The following is a 15,403-nucleotide window of genomic DNA, read 5'->3' on the forward strand; positions in this document are numbered from 1 at the left end:
GTTATCGGCCGAGCGCCGTGCGGTGGGAAAACTATCCGGACCAAGTACCGGTGGCGATGAATTCGGCCAGCACCGCGGCGGGCTCGGCGAGACTCAGCCCCTGGTCGGCAACCCAGGCGTCATTGAAATAGGTTCCGGCATAACGGTCTCCGCCATCACACAGTAGCGTCACCACGCTGCCGGTGCGGCCCTCCGCGATCATGTCGGCAATCAGGGCAAACGCACCCCACAGGTTGGTTCCCGTCGACCCGCCGACCCGTCGACCGAGGACCTCGCTGGCATGCCGGGCGGTCGCGATCGAGGCCGCGTCGGGCACCTCGATCATGCAGTCCACTACCGTCGGCAGGAACGACGGCTCCACCCGCGGTCGCCCGATTCCCTCGATCCGCGAAGGCATTCCGGTCTGATAGCCGAGATCGTCGAGCTCGTAGCCCCCGTAGAAGGCCGAATTCTCCGGATCCACCACGGCCAGCCGGGTCGCGTGCCGCTTGTAGCGCAGGTAGCGCCCGATGGTCGCGCCGGTGCCGCCGGTGCCCGCGCCCACCACCACCCACTCGGGCACCGGGTGGGTCTCCAAAGTCATCTGCTGGAAGATCGATTCGGCGATGTTGTTGTTGCCGCGCCAGTCGGTGGCGCGCTCGGCATTGGTGAACTGGTCCATGTAGTGGCCGCCGGTCTCGGCGGCCAAACGCGCTGCCTCGGTATAGATATCGGGGGCCCGTTCGACCAGATGGCAGCGCCCGCCCTGCGCCTCGATGAGCGCGAGCTTCTCCGGCGAGGTCTTGGCGGGCACGACGGCCACGAAGTCCAGGCCCAGCATGCGGGCGAAATACGCCTCGCTGATGGCGGTCGAGCCGGAGGAGGCCTCCACCACGGTGGTGCCTTCCGTGACCCAACCGTTGCAGATGGCATAGAGGAACAGTGATCTCGCCAGGCGGTGTTTGAGACTGCCTGTCGGATGTGTGGATTCGTCCTTCAGATAGAGCTGAATGCCCCACTCGCTCGGGAGGGGGTAGCGCAACAGATGGGTATCCGCGCTGCGCTGGGTGTCGGCGTCGATCAACCGGACGGCATTGTCGACCCAGTGTCGAGGTGCGCTGCGATCGCAGCGTTTCACTGCTCGTCCTTGCCCTGCAGGCGAGACATCAGCTGATCACGGTCCTTGCGGCGCTTGGCATCCACCGCGGCGATGTCCCGATTCACCTGCGAGCGCAGCTTCTTGAACAGCAGCAGCGACAGCGGCATGGCGATGAGCAGCGCGAACAGCAGCGCGACGAACAGCGGGATGGAGACTTTCACCGCGGCGCCCACACCAATGATGATCGCTGCGATCACGGCGACCAGCCCGAGTCGGGCCACCGTGTAGAGGGCCAGGTTTCGGGCCAGTCGGCGGCCCGCACCGTCGGGCGGGGTTGCGTCACTCACGCAGAACAGCGTAGGTGACCGTGTCCCGGCGGATGCCGTTGGCCCATGCGCGGAGGTCGCTGGAGATTCGCTGCGTTCGCGTCAAACGTGACCGTAAACACATAACGGATATCCGTTTTGTCTATTACTTCGTCTTTACCAAAGCGAGACCGTTCGAACACCAGGGGGGTGCAGTGCAACGATGTCGCTACTGATGAGGGATCTGTCGAAACGGAAAGGTTTGCGAATGACTGCGTTCACCGCGCCGAGCCGCGCATTGGGTTCCGTCTCCGGCCAGGACACCTTGCTCACCCCTGGCCAAGTCGCTGCCCTGTTCCACGTCGATCCGAAGACCGTGACCCGCTGGGCTCACGCAGGTCGGCTCGGCTCCCTGCGGACTCCGGGCGGTCACCGCCGGTTCCGCGAATCCGAAGTCATGCAGCTCCTGCGGTCCCTCACCACCGAGGCCCGCGTGTAACACCGATTCAGTTCAGCAATACATCCCGCTTCACGTGCCGCGGGTACGCACTCGGATTACCCTCGTTGTCAGGAGGTGAGCGACGTGACGTACCTGTTGGCACTCATCGCGGTAGTGGCCGTCGCGATGCTGTGCTGGAAGGCTTTCGGGCCCCAGCGACCGGTTGGCACCGGCCCAGCATTCACACGGCGCAACCGCGTAATCGGTCCCGAAGATGACCCGGATTTCCTCGCCACGCTCTCCCAGGAGCATCGCGACGGCGAATCCACCTGAATTACCGAAGCTCGCCAACCAGTTAGCCAGTAGACAGATGTGACCGTCCCCCGCGGAACCGCGCCAGCGCACCCGCGGGGGACAGTCATATCCGCGGCCTCTCAGGCGAAGACCACCTCGGGAATGCTGGCCATCAACCGCTCCCAGTCGGGGTACATCGCCACCTTGCGCAGATGCAGCGCCTGGATCTTGGCGGCCAACTCCGGGTCCGGATCATCCGAAAGGTCCGGTCCTATCACGAGTTTCGCGAAATGCGGGGCGATGTGCGGGTCCCCGGCCAGATGCACCGGGTCGTGCAGATAGCGCTCCAGCGCCGCGAGATCCTCGATCCCCACGCAGAACGCGTGCGTGAGCCCCTGCGACGGATCGCCCAGGCTCTGCCCGATCGTCGAGAAACTCACCGAATCCACCGAGGCGGTGCGCCGCATGGCCGCCAGCACCTCGGCGCGCTGTTCCTCCGTCGTCTCGTCGCGGAAGCGGAACCTCAGGACGTGCACGATCATGGCAACTCCTCAATTGAACTTTTCAGTTCATTTTTCGATACCGACAAGACCAAGTAGACCGTATTGAACCCTTGAGTTCAATACTGCGAACGCACCGGTAGCATCGAGACGTGACCACTGCGAAGCCGAGCCGCGGCCGAATCGACAAGCGCCACGCCATCTTGGAGGCGGCGCTCACCGTGTTCGCGCGGCGCGGATACGCCCAGGCCTGCGTGCAGGAGATCGCCGACGCGGCCGCGGTCGCCAAGCCGACCGTGTACAACCACCTCACGGACAAGGAAACCCTGTTCCGAGAGGCGATTTCGGCCGCCGCGGAGACCGTCGGCAGCGCGGCGCTGACCGCGCTCGAACCCTTGCGCGCACCCGGAGACGACCTCGCCACAGCCGTCCAGGACACGGCCTTGCTCCTGCTGCAGGCCTGTTCCGACGACCGTGCCCTGGCCCTGCATCGACTCACCTACGCGCAGGCCGGGGACTTTCCCGATCTGGTCGAGGCCGTCCTGGAGCGGACCACACTGCGGTTACGCGAGACCCTGGCCGACCGGTTGGCGCGACTGGCCCTGGCCGGTCGACTGCGCCACGGCGATCCGTCCATCGCCGCCGAACAGTTCCTCGCACTCTTGAGCGGACCTTTGGAAATCCGCTCGCGGCAAGGCAATCGCGCGGTGCCGGAGGCGGAATTGCGCGCGCTCGCGGAGGCCGCCACGGAGACCTTCCTGCGCGCCTACCGCGCCTGACGTGAATCGCCGCGGCGGGCGATCCCTATGCTTCGAAGCGGTGCCGCACCAGATCGGTTGCGGTACGGGCCATTCGGTCGAACGGGTCGATCGAGCCCTCGGCCCGGCACAGGACGTGCGCACCCTGCAGGAGGGTGAGCAGGGTGGTGGCCAGATCTGCGGCGGCCGCGGGTTCCATCCCGGCGGCGGTGAGTCGTTCGGCCAAAGTCGTTGTCCAGGAATCGAATGCGGCGGCGGCGACGGTGCGCAGCTCGCCGCTGTCCGGATCGACGGTGACGGCGGCGACAGCACAGCCCGCGCCCTCCGCGGAGCAGGCGACGACCGGGCGGACCAGGTCCAGGAAAGCCTGCACCAGACTCAGCGGGTCGGTGGCCGGTAGGGCGGCGAGCAGTTCGCGCACCTGATCGCCGTTGCGGGCCGCGGCGGTCGCCACCAATTCGGCCTTGCCGCCCGGAAAGTGGTGGTAGATCGCGCCGCGGGCCGCGCCGCTGGATTCCAGGATCGCCGTGAACGACATGCCCGCGACACCCTTCTTCTGCAGCGCGTCGATGGCCGCGTCGATCATGCGATCGCGGGTGGTCGCCGCCATGATTCCTCCCGAACCGTTGACTAGTACGGCCATACTAGTACACACTCGACTCGCTAGTACGTGCGTACTAGCGACTTCGAGAATGGAGCACTCCATGCCCATCACCGTCACCGCACCCCGCGGCATCCTCACCGCTCGCGGCGAACGCGAGATCCTGCCCGCGCTCTCCGCCGCACTCGCCGAGGTCAGCGGCGGCACCGGCAATGACTTCTTCACCGGAATCATCGGCGGCACAGTGCATTTGCTGTCGCCGCAGGACGTCTACGCAGGCGGGGTGAATCGTCCGATCGTCATGGTCGAGTTGAAACTGCCCAATATCGGGCTGCCCGATCCGGCCACCCGCGCGGCATTCATCACCGCCGCCACCGAGATCGTCGCGGGATCGACCGTGGAAGGCCATCGGCGCGAGGACATTTGGGTCAATATCCTCAATGCTCCCGACGGGGCCTGGGGCATCGGCGGCCGCGCGTACACCGGCGAGGACTTGATCGCCGCGGTCACCGCCGCGGCCCACTGAACAGCAGCGGGGCGGGCGGATTGCCCGCCCGCCCCGCGAGCGTCAGTTGCTCAGCGCGTCCTCTTCGGCCTTGCGCCTGAGGTTTTCGGCGACCTCGGCCTGCCAGGCCTGGTTCGCCTTGGTGGTGTCGACCTCGAATTCGAAGCGCTGCACCGACTTCGGATCGATATCGGCGACATCGACGTAGAACTGGTCGTACCAGCGGCGCAGCTGGTAGACCGGGCCGTCCTCCTCGGTCAGCAGCGGATTCTCGATCTTGGACTTGTGCTTCCAGATCTCGACATCCTGGAGGAAGCCCTCGCCGATGCCCTTGGTCATCTTCTTGGCGATGCGGTCGGCGGTGGCGTCGTCCACACCCGTGGGCTTGCGCACCGACATGCCGTACTGCAGCACGAAGGCGTCCTGCGAGATCGGGTAGTGGCAGTTGATCAGCACCGTCTCCAGCTCGAAACCGCTGTAGTTGTTGACCAGCGGATTGACCATATAGGACGGGCCGAAGTAGGAGGCCACCGATTTCAGGGTGGAGTTGCCGCCGTACTGGGTGGCCATGCCCTTGTCGGGACGGGCCGTGGAATCCAGGTACTGCGTGGCGACATGGCCCTCGAAGACGTTCTTGAAGTACGTGGGGTACGCGTAGTGGATATAGAAGAAGTGCGCCATATCCACCACGTTGTCGATGATCTCGCGGCAGTTGGAGCCCTCGATCACCATGGACTCCCAGGTCCACTCGGTCCAGCCCGCGGCCAGCGTCTCCGAACCGCTGCCGTCGGCATTGGTGTACGGGCCCTCGATATAAGGGATCGTCACCTCGTCCGGCGGCGGGTTGCCCTCGTGGTCGTGCCAGACGAACAGTTGGCCATTGCGCTCCAACGTGATCCACGACCGCGTGCGGGCCAGCGGCGGCACCCGGCGGGCGTACGGGATGCCGGTGCACTTGCCATTGCCGCCCCAACGCCAGTCGTGGAACGGGCAGGCGATCGAATCGCCCTTGATCTCACCCATGCTCAGGTCACCGCCGAGGTGGCGGCAGTAGGAATCGAGCACATGCAATTCGCCCGTGCTGTCGGCGAACACCACCAGTTTGGTCCCGAACGCGGAGATCGCGTGCGGCTTGCCATCCCGGAACGAGGCGGCCAGCCCGAGGCAGTGCCAGCCCCGCGCGTACCGCGTCGGGGCGGTACCCACATCGATCTCCCGGACCTTGCCGACGCGACCCTGCGGCGCCACTGCCATGATGAGCCTCCCCATCGATAAAAATTAGAACGTGTTCTAATCACGGACGCTTAATACGGTACAACGCGCCGGTACTCACCGGTAGGGGCGATGGGAAAGAAAGTCCCGGCCGAGCTGCCCATCCGCCGCGGCGGAGCAAGCCCCGGAAACGCCGGGGGCGACCGAACCTCGCGGACCGGATATCCTGCAGCAGATCGACGCCCGGCACCGCCGCAATTCGGTGTCCGCCGGGCGTCTTTGTGTTTCTCGGGAGGGAAAAATGGCCACCACCGGTACGGCGTCCCATGTGGGCGCCGTCGAACCAGTCGCCGAACGGGCGCCGTTCGCCTGGAAGGGCGTGCTGGCGGTGTCCTTCGGATTCGCCGCGATCATGGGCATCGCCGCGGCCCGGATCAATTACTTCGGCGACGAGCTGTATTTCATCGCGGCCGGGCGGCGCCTCGCCTGGGCCTATCCGGACCAGGGGCCGCTGGCGCCGTTCGTCGCGCACGTGATGGATCTGATCGCGCCGGGTTCGGTACTGGGCCTGCGGATTCCCGCCCTCGCCCTGATGGCCGCCGCGGCCGTGCTGTCCGCGGCCACCGCCCGGGAGCTCGGCGCCGGGGCGCGGTATCAGATCCTCGCCGCCCTGGCCTATGCCGTGTCGCCGCTGGCCTTCGACCAGATTCAGCTGATCACACTGACTTTCGACATCCCGTTGCAGGCGCTGATCATCTTCCTGCTGATCCGCTGGGTGCGTGTGCGCCAGGACTGGCTGCTCATCGCCGCGGGCGTGGCCGCCGCACTGGCGTTCCAGGCCAAGTGGATGGTGCCCGGCGTGTGGGCGATGCTGGGCATCGGCGTCCTGGTGGCCGGGCCGCGCGAGGTGCTGCGCCGTCCGGCGCTCTACATCGGCACGCTGATCATGGTGGTCGCCATGATTCCCGGCATCATCTGGCAGACCCAGCACGGCTGGGTGGAATCCCAGATGACCGAGATCATTTCGCAGGAACAGCACGCCGCCAATACCGGACCGCTCATCTGCGCGATCGAGATCGCCGTCCAGTGCGGCCTGATCGGCGGCCTGCTCAGCATCTTCGGCCTGTGGGGCCTGGTGCGCCTGGAAGCCTTGCGCCCCTACCGTTTCGCGCTGATCGCGGGCCTGCTGCTGCTCATCGTGGTGCTGGCCGAGAACGGCCGCTCCTACTACGTCGCGGGCTTCTGGCCCGCCCTGCTCGGCGCTGGCGCGTTCGCCCTCGGCACAGTCGAGGTCAAGCAGCTGTACCGGCGCCTGGTGAACGCCCTGGCCTTGGTCTCGGCAATCCTGTTCACCGCCTGGATGATCGCCGTCCCACTCCCCAAGAGCTGGATCAACTCCCCCATCACCAACCAGGCCGACTACTGGATGCGCGAATCCTGGTTCGGCCCCGACGGCTACACCACCTTCACCGCCGCCGTGAACGACGCCGTCCAATCCCTCCCCGAACCCGACCGCAAGAACACCGCCGTCGTGGCCGCCGCCTACGTCCAGGCCAGCGCCCTAGAGGAATTCGGCCGCGACTACCACCTACCCCCCGTCTACAGCCCCAACCGAGGCTTCGGCTACTTCGGCCCACCCCCGGACTCCGCCCACACCATCATCTACCTCTCCGTAGACGGCGTAGGCGACAAGGACTTCCTCTCGAAATTCGCCGCCACCACCGAATTCCGCAAAATCAACAACCCCAACGGCCTCCCCGGCCTAGAACGCCTCATCACCGTCTACATCTGCAAGGACCCCCTGCGCCCCTGGGCCGAAACCTGGCCGGGCCTGCAAACCCTCACCTTCCCCAGCGGAATCTGATTCGCCGGGTCAGTTGAGACCGGCGTAGCTGTGGAGGCCGCTCACGACGATGTTGATGATGAAGAGGTTGAAGAGCATGGCTATGAAGCCTGCGATGTTGATCCAGGCGGCCTTGGTGTCTCGCCAGCCCGAGGTGGCTCGGGCGTGGAGGTAGGCGGCGTAGAGGACCCAGGCAATGAAGGAGCAGGTTTCCTTGGGGTCCCAGCCCCAGAAGCGGCCCCAGGCGGCCTCGGCCCAGATGGCGCCGAGGATGACGCCCGCGCCGAAGATGGGGAAGCCGATGATGGTGGTGCGGTAGGCCAGGCGGTCGAGGAGTTGGGCGTCGGGGAGGCGGCGGGCCAGCTGGCCGAGGAGGTTGTCGGACTCGTGGCCCGCGGGCTGCCAGATGCGGTAGAGGAACAGCAGACTCGCGACGCCGGAGACCAGGAAGACACCGGAGCCCAGGGAGACGACGGTGACGTGGACGGGGAGCCAGTAGGACTTGAGGGCGGGGACGACGGGGGCCGCGTCCACGTGGAGCTTGGTGCCCGCGAGGAAGAGCAGGATCAGGACCGGGACGAGCAGGAACGACCACATGCCGCGGTAGCGCTGGTCGCGCAGTAGCACCAGGCCGAGGCCGACGGCCGCAGCGGTCGCCATGGAGATGAACTCGAACATGTTGCCGAGCGGGAAGCGGTGGGTCGCGAAGCCGCGCAACACGATCGAGGCCGCGTGCACGCCGAAGCCGACGAACAGGACGGCGAAGGCCATATTGCCCAGGCGTTCCGGGAAGGGGCGTTCCGCGCCGCGGGGCGCCACCTTGCCGGGGACGTTCGCGGGCGGTTCGTCCACGACGTCGGAACCGCCTCCGGCGGTGACCAATTGGCGCGCCGTGGTCGGCACCGTGCGGGTGAGGGCGAACTGCCAGACCAGCATGATCCAGACCAGCGCGTAGATCACGATGGCCGACTTGAAGGCGAGATCGCTGTAGGAGGCGATGGTCTCGTCGATCGGCATTACTTCTCTCCCGTCAGCAGCCGCTCACGCAGGCGATCGAATTCGCCGCCCCATCCGGCCTGGTCGGTGCGGGCCAATCCGCCCATTTCTACTACGGTACGTCGTACCCCATCGGTTTCGTCGCCGGGGTACACGCGCAGCCAGATGCGGCGGCGCTTCACCAGCAGCGACACCAGCAGGCCCGCCATCATGGTCAGCGCCGACACCAGCACCCACTGCTGCGCCGGATCATGCGAAACCTGCAGGTTCACGAACTCTTCCGCGCCGTCGAAGGTCACCTTGGTGCCGTCGGCCAGGGTCGCGGTCTCCCCCGGTTTCAGATTCACGCGCTGCTGTTTGACCAGACGGCCCTGCTTGATCATCTCCTGGTCCAGCGCGAACAGCGACTGCGCGCGACCGGTATCCAGACCGGTGTCGCCCTGATAGATGTCGATTGCCACGGCCGGATCCTTCATGGCCGGATACATCGACGTCAGCAGCTGACCGTGCATCAACGCGGTCGGCGCGAACAGACCCTGGATCGCGACCTGATGCTTACGACGCTCGTCCTCGCTCGGGTACATGCCACCCGGCGGGTCGATGCGCAGCACACCGGAGGACAGGAAGGTGGTGGCGTCGTCCGGCTTCCACTGGATGGCCTCGGTGCGGGTCTGACCGTTCGGGAAGGTCACCGTGAACTTGGGCGCGAACCCGTGGCCCTGCAGGTAGACCCGATCACCGGCGACCCGCAGCGGATGGTTCACCTGAATGGTGGCGTCGCGCCAGGTATCCGAGTTCAGGTCACCGCCGGTCTGGTACTGGATGTTCGAGGTGAACATCGACGCCTGGCCGTTCTCCAGATAGTCGGCCTTGAAGTCCTTGACGCGCACGCACATCGGGGTCAGCCCGGTGCCGTCGTTGACATTGCCCGCGCGGAAGGAATCGAACACCGCGGGGCTGGTGGTGCAGAAACCCGGACCGTCATTGGCGAGCACGACCACATTGCCCTCGTAGCCGAACAGCTTGCCGATGGCCACCGCCGCCAGCAGACCCACCAACGCCAGGTGGAAGACCAGGTTGCCGAGCTCGCGGGTGTAGCCCTTCTCCGCCGACAGCGTCACCTCGCCCTCGCGGGTGCCCGGCTGCACGACCGTCCGCCAGCCGCGCATCTGGCCCAGGGCGCGATCGATCACCGCGTCCGGACTCGACGCATCGGTCCCGGACCAGTGGTGCGGCAGCCGAGAAAGGTTGCGGGGCGCCTTGACCGGGGGCGTGCGCAGCGCCCGATAGTGGTCCAGGCAGCGCGGCAGGATGCACCCGACCAGCGAAACGAACAGCAGCACATAGACGGCCGTGAACCAGGCGCTCGAGAACACGTCGAACAGCTGCAGCCGATCCATCCACGGGCCCAGCGTCGGCCGGTTGCGGATGTAGTCGTCGACCTTGCCCGCGTTCAGACTGCGCTGCGGCAACAGCGCGCCCGGGATGGCGGCCAGGGCCAGCAGGAACAGCAGCATGAGCGCGGTGCGCATGCTGGTCAGGCCGCGCCACGCGTTGCGCAGCAGGGCGATCGCGCGGCGCAAGGGCGACTGACGCGGCGGAGTCACGGGGGCACTGGGGGTTTCGATGGTGGCAGTCATGTCAGATCGGCAGGGTCACATTCGAGACGAAGGCGTCGCGGACCCAGGAGACGAACTGGTCCCACGCCCCGGTCACCAGGGCGATGCCGACGGCCACCAACAGCAGCCCGCCGATCACCTGAATGGTGCGGGAATTACGGCGCAGCCAGCCGACGCCGCGCAGCGCGGTCGCCGAACCGAAGGCCAGGATCACGAAGGGCAGGCCCAGACCCAGGCAGTAGGCCACGATGAGGGCGACACCGCGCACGGCGGTGGTGCCCTCGGTGCCCGCCGACACGGCCATCACACCCGACAGGGTCGGGCCCAGGCACGGCGTCCAGCCGAGCGCGAAGACCGCGCCCAGCAACGGGGCACCGATGATGCCGCTCAACCGACGCGGCTCCATGCGGGTGTCGCGCTGCAGCGCGGGAATGAGGCCGATGAAGGCCAGACCCATCACGATCGTCACCACGCCGCCAATGCGTTGCAGCAGATCGCGATTCACGTTCAAGGCCTGGATCGCGCCGAACACGGTCGCCGAGGCGAGCACGAACACCACGGTGAAGCCCGCCACGAACAGCCCCGCCGCGCCCGCGACCCGCAGGCGCGCGGAATTGCGGTGGGCCACGGCCGTTTTGGCGTTCTTGGCCGACTCGACCGTCACCGGCGGGGCCTCCGCGCCGACCACGCCCGCCAGATACGACAGGTAGCCCGGCACCAACGGCACCACGCACGGCGACGCGAACGACACCAGCCCCGCCAGCAGGCACGCGCCCAGCGCGAGCAGCAGCGGTCCGGTGGCGGCGGTCTGCTGGAACGAATCCCCCACGCTCGCAAGCACGGTCACGTGGTTCACGACTGCTCCTGCGCGAGCTTGTCCACCACCGGCTGCAGGTCCTCGGCCAGCAGGGCGCGCAGGAACACCGCCGCCACCCGGTGCTGTTTGTCCAGCACGATGGTGGTGGGGATGACGCTGGTCGGGAACTTGCCGCCGAGCGCGAGCAGACTGCGCATGGACGGGTCGTAGATCGAGGGATAACCGACCTTGTTGTCGGTCACGAAATCCTGGGCCTTGTCCTTCTGGTTGTCGCGGACATTGATGCCCAGGAAGGCGACGCCCTTGTCCTTGCTCGCCTCGTAAACCTGTTCCAGCGCCGGGGCTTCCGCGCGGCACGGGCCGCACCACTGGCCCCAGATATTGACGACCACGACCTTGCCCGGGAAATCATCGACGGAGGTGGTCTTGCCGTCGTGCGTCAGATCCGGGCCGGACAGCTTGCCGATGGTGCCGCGCGCGGACGGCGGATCGTAGAAGATCTCGGTCTTGCCGCCCGGGGAGACGAAATCGAAGGTGCCGCCCTGCGCCACCGCGTCCTTGCCCGCCGTCGAACACCCGGCCAGCGCGGCCGCCACACACAGGCCCGCCAGCAGTGCCGCCACGCGCCGGAAACGGCGCGGAGCACGGGCGGGCTCGGACGCGATGGCGGGCAGGGGCGCGATGGCGGGTCTCATGCGCCGGTCACCGACGGATCGGACGCGCCCGCGGGCTCCGAGTAGACGATGTCGATCAACGTATCGCCCTGGTAGACAAGCGAAGTCAGCGACGCCAGCGAGCACTGGCGATTGCGCGGGTCGTGCCAGAGCCGCTGGCCCTGCAGGAACCGGCGCAGCGTCCACACCGGCAGCTGATGCGACACCAGCACGGCCTCGCGACCGGCGGCCTCCACCCGCGCCTTGTTCACCGCGGCCAACATGCGATGGGCGATCTGCAGATACGGCTCACCCCACGACGGCGTGAACGGATCGCGCAACTTCCACCAGTGCCGCGGCTTGCGCAGCGCCCGCGCGGTGACGGTCAGGCCCTCGAAGGTGTTTCCGGCCTCGATCAGATTCTCGTCGGTGCGAATGGTGAGCCCGTGCCCGAGCGCGATCGGCTCCGCGGTCTCCTGCGCCCGCTGCAGGGGCGAGGCCACCACCAGCGCGATGTCGTGATCCGCCAGCGACCGCGCCACGGCCTGCGCCTGCGCGCGGCCCGTCACCGACAGCTGGAAACCGGACAGTCGCCCGTACAGAATGCCCTTGGGGTTGTGCACCTCGCCGTGCCGCAGCACGTGCACGATCGTCTCGACATCGGAGGCCACCTCGCCCGGCAGGATCAATCCGCCTGCGGCGCTCTCGGATTCGACGACCTCGTCACCGGATTCGGCCTCCTGCGCCGCATCCGGTGCCACATTGGATTCGACCGCCTGATCGGCGGGGTCGACCTCGACCACCACGTCGGAGGCGAACCCGGCGGACTCGACCAACTCCGACACCCGCGCGCCCGCGTCGGAATCACCGGCATCGGCGACGAATTCATCGGCGGCGGTGACCACGGCCGCGAACACCTCGGCCGCGGAGCCGACCGGCACACCGTCGGCGCCGTGCTCGGCGGCCTCGGCCGCCTCGGCTGTCTCGCCGGAGCCGATGGAGACCGCGGCGGCGTATTCGTCGGCGGGGGTGGCCGCGTCCTCGGCGTCAGCTTCGGCGGCGGGGGTCGCCGCGTCGTCGGCGTCGGCGTCCGGGGCGGCGGCCTCGGCCACGTCGGAATCGTCGGATTCCTCTGGGGCGGACGGGGATTCCGCGGACGGGGAGACGACGATGTGTTCGCCGGTCACCGCCAGGTCGTGTTCGGCCTGGCGGATGGAGTCCAGGAGGCGGGTGGCTTCGGCGGCGGAGAGGGGGACCTCGTGGGGGGTGGGCTCGGGTAGGCCGGAGTCGTGGGGGGTGGAGCTCACGCGGCGGATCCTTCGGGGGTGGCGGCCGCCGCGGCGCGCGCGGCGGCGGGGAGGGCGGCGGCGATGCGGTCGAACGCGTTCTCGTCGAGGGCGGCCGAGACGAACCAGGCTTCGAAGGCGCTCGGCGGCGCGTACACGCCCGCGTCCAGCAGGGCGTGGAAGAAGGCTGGGAAACGCCAGGTTTCGCTCGCCTTGGCGGCGGCGTAGTCGGTGACCGGGTTCTCGGCGAAGAACACGCTCACCATATTGCCCGCGAATTGCACCCGGTGCGCCACGCCTTCGGCGGTCAGCGCCTCGGTCATGAGCGCGCCCAGGCGCTCGGCGTTCTTGTTCAGCGTCGCGTACACCTGCTCGTCGGCGGTCCGCAGCGTGGCCAGGCCCGCCGCGACCGCGACCGGATTCCCGGACAGGGTGCCCGCCTGATAGACCGGACCCATCGGGGCCAGGTGATTCATGATGTCGGCGCGCCCGCCGAACGCCGCGGCGGGCAGGCCGCCGCTCATCACCTTGCCGAAGGTGTAGAGGTCGCCGGCCACGCCGTCGAGGCCGAACCAGCCCGAGTGGCTCACCCGGAAACCGGTCATGACCTCGTCCATGATCAGCAGCGCGCCGTTCTCGGCGGTGAGCTTGCGCAGCCCCTCGTTGAATCCGGGCAGCGGGGCGACCGCGCCCATATTGCCCGCCGCGGCCTCGGTGATGACGCACGCGATCTCGCCCGGGTTGGCCGCGAAGGCGGCGGCCACGGCCGCGAGATCGTTGTAGGGCAGCACGATGGTGTCGGCCGCCTGCGCACCGGTCACGCCCGGCGAGGTCGGCAGACCCAGCGTGGCCACACCCGAACCGGCGTCGGCCAGCAGCGCGTCCACGTGCCCGTGGTAGCAGCCGCTGAACTTCACGATCTTGCTGCGGCCGGTGAAGCCGCGCGCCAACCGGACCGCGCTCATGGTGGCCTCGGTGCCCGAGTTCACCAGGCGCACCCGATCGACCGGGGCGACCCGGGCCGCGATGGCCTCGGCGAGTTCGATTTCCGCCTCGGTCGGCGCGCCGAAGGACAGGCCGCCCGTGGCCGCCCGCTGGACCGCCTCCACCACGGCCGGGTGCGCGTGCCCGAGAATCATCGGTCCCCAGGAACACACCAGGTCCACGTACTCGTTGCCGTCGGCGTCGGTCAGCGTGCAGCCGCGCGCGGACGCGATGAAGCGCGGCGTCCCGCCCACGGATTTGAACGCTCGCACCGGCGAATTCACGCCACCGGGAATGACCGCCGCGGCGCGTTCGAAAAGTTGGGCCGAGACCGGGACCGACACCTGGCTCACACGCGGAGAAGAACTCACGGCACCCAGTCTCTCAGCCGCCCCGACCGGCGTCGACGACAGGGTGTAGTCGAGTGGCCCCTCCCACAGCCGAACCCGACATATTCGCACCTCGATCCGAATTCCGCATCCCGAAGGCAAACCGGCCCACGCGCTCGGGCGCACTCCCCGACAGCCGCAGCCATTCCGGAAATCGCTCTCTCGCCAGCCGACTCCGAGGGGACCGGCCAGCGGATGACCGGGGAGGACGCGCCGGGTGCAACACGCCGGAGTGGAATTCGGACAACGTTATTCGCTAGCTGATTGCCAATGCGTAATGTCTCGAGACAGGAGACGGCTTCGGAGAGAGGGCGGGACGTATGCGGATCGTTCTATTCGGGGTTGGGATCGCCGCGGTCGCGGTGGCGGCCGGAAGCGGGGTGGCGACGGCGGGAGTGCCGGTGGCGCAACCGGATCAGGGGCGGGTCGGGGTGGTGTTGTCGCATGAGGAAACCGTGGCCGTCGCGGACGGTCCCATACCGGCCGTGATCAGCATGTTCGTACCGTTGAGCCGGATGGGCGCGGGCCTGCAGCCGAACACCACCATCTACAGGGACGACAAGGGTGGCGTCCACGCCTCGCTACGACAGGTGATCATGGAGGCCGGTGATCACCCCGACGGCAATGTGGCGGTTTTCTTCAATGCGCCCGGAACCCACGGCGGGCGAGTGCTGGATGTTTACCAGAACTGGGGCTGAGGTATTCGCCCAGACCATTTTTCACCGAATTCGTCCGAGTGGATTTCGCCCCGACGAATTCGTTCCGGCGGAGGCGGCGGCACGGTCTGCGGTCGCGCCGCCACGACCACCCTTGTGACACGAGCCCGCTACGAAAGCGGAATCCCCAGGCAGAACACCGCCCATCCGGTGGAGAGCAGGCAATTCAGCTGGGGCGGTAGTAGGTCTTCCCAGGACGTCGCCGCGGGCTGCGACCGGAGATCCGGGATGGCATCGACCGGAGCGGCAGCCACCGGGGCCGCCGCCACAGCGCCGACGAACCCCGTGGCCAGCACCGCGGCCGCGATGCGTTTCACGTGATCTGTGCGCTTCATGCCTTTCATTTTCCGGCCGTACCCCAGGCCCTCCAAGGCAAAACCAGACTTCGCACCCCCGGCACACGGTGTG

The 15,403-nt window shown here is 67.6% G+C and carries 18 protein-coding genes; 6 read left to right on the forward strand and 12 right to left on the reverse strand.

Going from position 1 to position 15,403, the window contains the following annotated elements:
- Positions 1 to 31: 31 nt before the first annotated feature.
- Both VMT40_RS33605 and VMT40_RS33610 read right to left on the reverse strand, forming a co-directional pair.
- The gene (locus VMT40_RS33605; RefSeq protein WP_326363427.1) at positions 32 to 1,117 is read right to left on the reverse strand and encodes a PLP-dependent cysteine synthase family protein; all 1,086 of its coding nucleotides are present in this window, start codon (positions 1,115 to 1,117) and stop codon (positions 32 to 34) included.
- Positions 1,114 to 1,425 carry a DUF4229 domain-containing protein gene (locus VMT40_RS33610; RefSeq protein WP_326363429.1) on the reverse strand — a complete coding sequence of 104 codons (312 nt, stop codon included), beginning with the start codon at positions 1,423 to 1,425 and terminating at the stop codon, positions 1,114 to 1,116. Before VMT40_RS33610 ends, VMT40_RS33605 begins: the two co-directional genes overlap by 4 nt.
- Positions 1,426 to 1,651: 226 nt before the next feature.
- On the opposite strand from VMT40_RS33610, the gene VMT40_RS33615 reads away from it, so the two are divergent.
- Together VMT40_RS33615 and VMT40_RS33620 are read left to right on the forward strand one after the other, a co-directional pair.
- Positions 1,652 to 1,882 carry a BldC family transcriptional regulator gene (locus VMT40_RS33615; protein ID WP_120743867.1) on the forward strand — a complete coding sequence of 77 codons (231 nt, stop codon included), beginning with the start codon at positions 1,652 to 1,654 and terminating at the stop codon, positions 1,880 to 1,882.
- Between the two features lie 84 nt (positions 1,883 to 1,966).
- Positions 1,967 to 2,155 (forward strand): hypothetical protein, encoded by a 189-nt coding sequence (locus VMT40_RS33620; RefSeq protein ID WP_326363431.1) that lies wholly within the window; start codon positions 1,967 to 1,969, stop codon positions 2,153 to 2,155.
- A gap of 101 nt (positions 2,156 to 2,256) precedes the next feature.
- Here the strand turns inward: VMT40_RS33620 and VMT40_RS33625 are convergent, their stop codons facing one another.
- Complete coding sequence (locus VMT40_RS33625) at positions 2,257 to 2,658, reverse strand: Dabb family protein (RefSeq protein WP_326363432.1); 402 nt, start codon at positions 2,656 to 2,658, stop codon at positions 2,257 to 2,259.
- A gap of 110 nt (positions 2,659 to 2,768) precedes the next feature.
- Here VMT40_RS33625 and VMT40_RS33630 point away from each other — a divergent pair, with 110 nt between their 5' ends.
- Positions 2,769 to 3,395, forward strand: coding sequence for a TetR/AcrR family transcriptional regulator (locus VMT40_RS33630; RefSeq protein WP_326363433.1), 627 nt, complete (start codon positions 2,769 to 2,771; stop codon positions 3,393 to 3,395).
- 25 nt (positions 3,396 to 3,420) lie between these two features.
- Here the strand turns inward: VMT40_RS33630 and VMT40_RS33635 are convergent, their stop codons facing one another.
- Positions 3,421 to 3,984, reverse strand: coding sequence for a TetR/AcrR family transcriptional regulator (locus VMT40_RS33635; RefSeq protein ID WP_326363435.1), 564 nt, complete (start codon positions 3,982 to 3,984; stop codon positions 3,421 to 3,423).
- Between the two features lie 94 nt (positions 3,985 to 4,078).
- Here VMT40_RS33635 and VMT40_RS33640 point away from each other — a divergent pair, with 94 nt between their 5' ends.
- Entirely contained in the window at positions 4,079 to 4,501 is a 423-nt protein-coding gene (locus tag VMT40_RS33640) for a tautomerase family protein (RefSeq protein WP_326363436.1), read from the forward strand.
- A gap of 42 nt (positions 4,502 to 4,543) precedes the next feature.
- Here VMT40_RS33640 and VMT40_RS33645 read toward each other — a convergent pair whose 3' ends face one another.
- Complete coding sequence (locus VMT40_RS33645; RefSeq protein WP_326363437.1) at positions 4,544 to 5,734, reverse strand: Rieske 2Fe-2S domain-containing protein; 1,191 nt, start codon at positions 5,732 to 5,734, stop codon at positions 4,544 to 4,546.
- Between the two features lie 259 nt (positions 5,735 to 5,993).
- Here VMT40_RS33645 and VMT40_RS33650 point away from each other — a divergent pair, with 259 nt between their 5' ends.
- Positions 5,994 to 7,556 carry a glycosyltransferase family 39 protein gene (locus tag VMT40_RS33650; RefSeq protein WP_326363438.1) on the forward strand — a complete coding sequence of 521 codons (1,563 nt, stop codon included), beginning with the start codon at positions 5,994 to 5,996 and terminating at the stop codon, positions 7,554 to 7,556.
- Between the two features lie 9 nt (positions 7,557 to 7,565).
- Here VMT40_RS33650 and ccsB read toward each other — a convergent pair whose 3' ends face one another.
- The 6 genes from ccsB to hemL all read right to left on the reverse strand — a co-directional run bounded on the left by ccsB (position 7,566) and on the right by hemL (position 14,261).
- A complete protein-coding gene (gene ccsB, locus VMT40_RS33655) occupies positions 7,566 to 8,552 on the reverse strand; it encodes a c-type cytochrome biogenesis protein CcsB (protein WP_326363439.1) in 987 nt (328 codons plus the stop codon).
- Complete coding sequence (gene resB / locus VMT40_RS33660) at positions 8,552 to 10,171, reverse strand: cytochrome c biogenesis protein ResB (protein WP_326363440.1); 1,620 nt, start codon at positions 10,169 to 10,171, stop codon at positions 8,552 to 8,554. Before resB ends, ccsB begins: the two co-directional genes overlap by 1 nt.
- Before the next feature lies 1 nt (position 10,172).
- Positions 10,173 to 10,997: a cytochrome c biogenesis CcdA family protein gene (locus VMT40_RS33665; protein WP_326363620.1), complete on the reverse strand. Its 825-nt coding sequence runs from the start codon at positions 10,995 to 10,997 to the stop codon at positions 10,173 to 10,175.
- A gap of 5 nt (positions 10,998 to 11,002) precedes the next feature.
- Positions 11,003 to 11,662, reverse strand: coding sequence for a TlpA disulfide reductase family protein (locus tag VMT40_RS33670; RefSeq protein WP_326363442.1), 660 nt, complete (start codon positions 11,660 to 11,662; stop codon positions 11,003 to 11,005).
- Positions 11,659 to 12,303: a histidine phosphatase family protein gene (locus tag VMT40_RS33675; RefSeq protein ID WP_326307392.1), complete on the reverse strand. Its 645-nt coding sequence runs from the start codon at positions 12,301 to 12,303 to the stop codon at positions 11,659 to 11,661. Before VMT40_RS33675 ends, VMT40_RS33670 begins: the two co-directional genes overlap by 4 nt.
- Before the next feature lie 620 nt (positions 12,304 to 12,923).
- Positions 12,924 to 14,261 (reverse strand): glutamate-1-semialdehyde 2,1-aminomutase, encoded by a 1,338-nt coding sequence (hemL, locus tag VMT40_RS33680; protein WP_326363444.1) that lies wholly within the window; start codon positions 14,259 to 14,261, stop codon positions 12,924 to 12,926.
- A gap of 338 nt (positions 14,262 to 14,599) precedes the next feature.
- Here hemL and VMT40_RS33685 point away from each other — a divergent pair, with 338 nt between their 5' ends.
- A complete protein-coding gene (locus VMT40_RS33685; RefSeq protein WP_326363445.1) occupies positions 14,600 to 14,977 on the forward strand; it encodes a hypothetical protein in 378 nt (125 codons plus the stop codon).
- 128 nt (positions 14,978 to 15,105) lie between these two features.
- Here VMT40_RS33685 and VMT40_RS33690 read toward each other — a convergent pair whose 3' ends face one another.
- The gene (locus VMT40_RS33690; protein ID WP_326363446.1) at positions 15,106 to 15,330 is read right to left on the reverse strand and encodes a hypothetical protein; all 225 of its coding nucleotides are present in this window, start codon (positions 15,328 to 15,330) and stop codon (positions 15,106 to 15,108) included.
- Between the last annotated feature and the right edge of the window lie 73 nt (positions 15,331 to 15,403).

The organism is Nocardia sp. CDC160 (assembly GCF_035818795.1).
Lineage (GTDB): Bacteria > Actinomycetota > Actinomycetes > Mycobacteriales > Mycobacteriaceae > Nocardia.

Coding starts and splice junctions, on each gene's coding strand:
- VMT40_RS33690 (WP_326363446.1), bottom strand. CDS start 15,330: ATGAAGCGCACAGATCACGTGAAACGCATCGCGGCCGCGGTGCTGGCC.
- VMT40_RS33645 (WP_326363437.1), bottom strand. CDS start 5,734: ATGGCAGTGGCGCCGCAGGGTCGCGTCGGCAAGGTCCGGGAGATCGAT.
- VMT40_RS33640 (WP_326363436.1), top strand. CDS start 4,079: ATGCCCATCACCGTCACCGCACCCCGCGGCATCCTCACCGCTCGCGGC.
- VMT40_RS33685 (WP_326363445.1), top strand. CDS start 14,600: ATGCGGATCGTTCTATTCGGGGTTGGGATCGCCGCGGTCGCGGTGGCG.
- VMT40_RS33670 (WP_326363442.1), bottom strand. CDS start 11,662: ATGAGACCCGCCATCGCGCCCCTGCCCGCCATCGCGTCCGAGCCCGCC.
- VMT40_RS33635 (WP_326363435.1), bottom strand. CDS start 3,984: ATGGCGGCGACCACCCGCGATCGCATGATCGACGCGGCCATCGACGCG.
- VMT40_RS33615 (WP_120743867.1), top strand. CDS start 1,652: ATGACTGCGTTCACCGCGCCGAGCCGCGCATTGGGTTCCGTCTCCGGC.
- ccsB (WP_326363439.1), bottom strand. CDS start 8,552: ATGCCGATCGACGAGACCATCGCCTCCTACAGCGATCTCGCCTTCAAG.
- resB (WP_326363440.1), bottom strand. CDS start 10,171: ATGACTGCCACCATCGAAACCCCCAGTGCCCCCGTGACTCCGCCGCGT.
- VMT40_RS33650 (WP_326363438.1), top strand. CDS start 5,994: ATGGCCACCACCGGTACGGCGTCCCATGTGGGCGCCGTCGAACCAGTC.
- VMT40_RS33625 (WP_326363432.1), bottom strand. CDS start 2,658: ATGATCGTGCACGTCCTGAGGTTCCGCTTCCGCGACGAGACGACGGAG.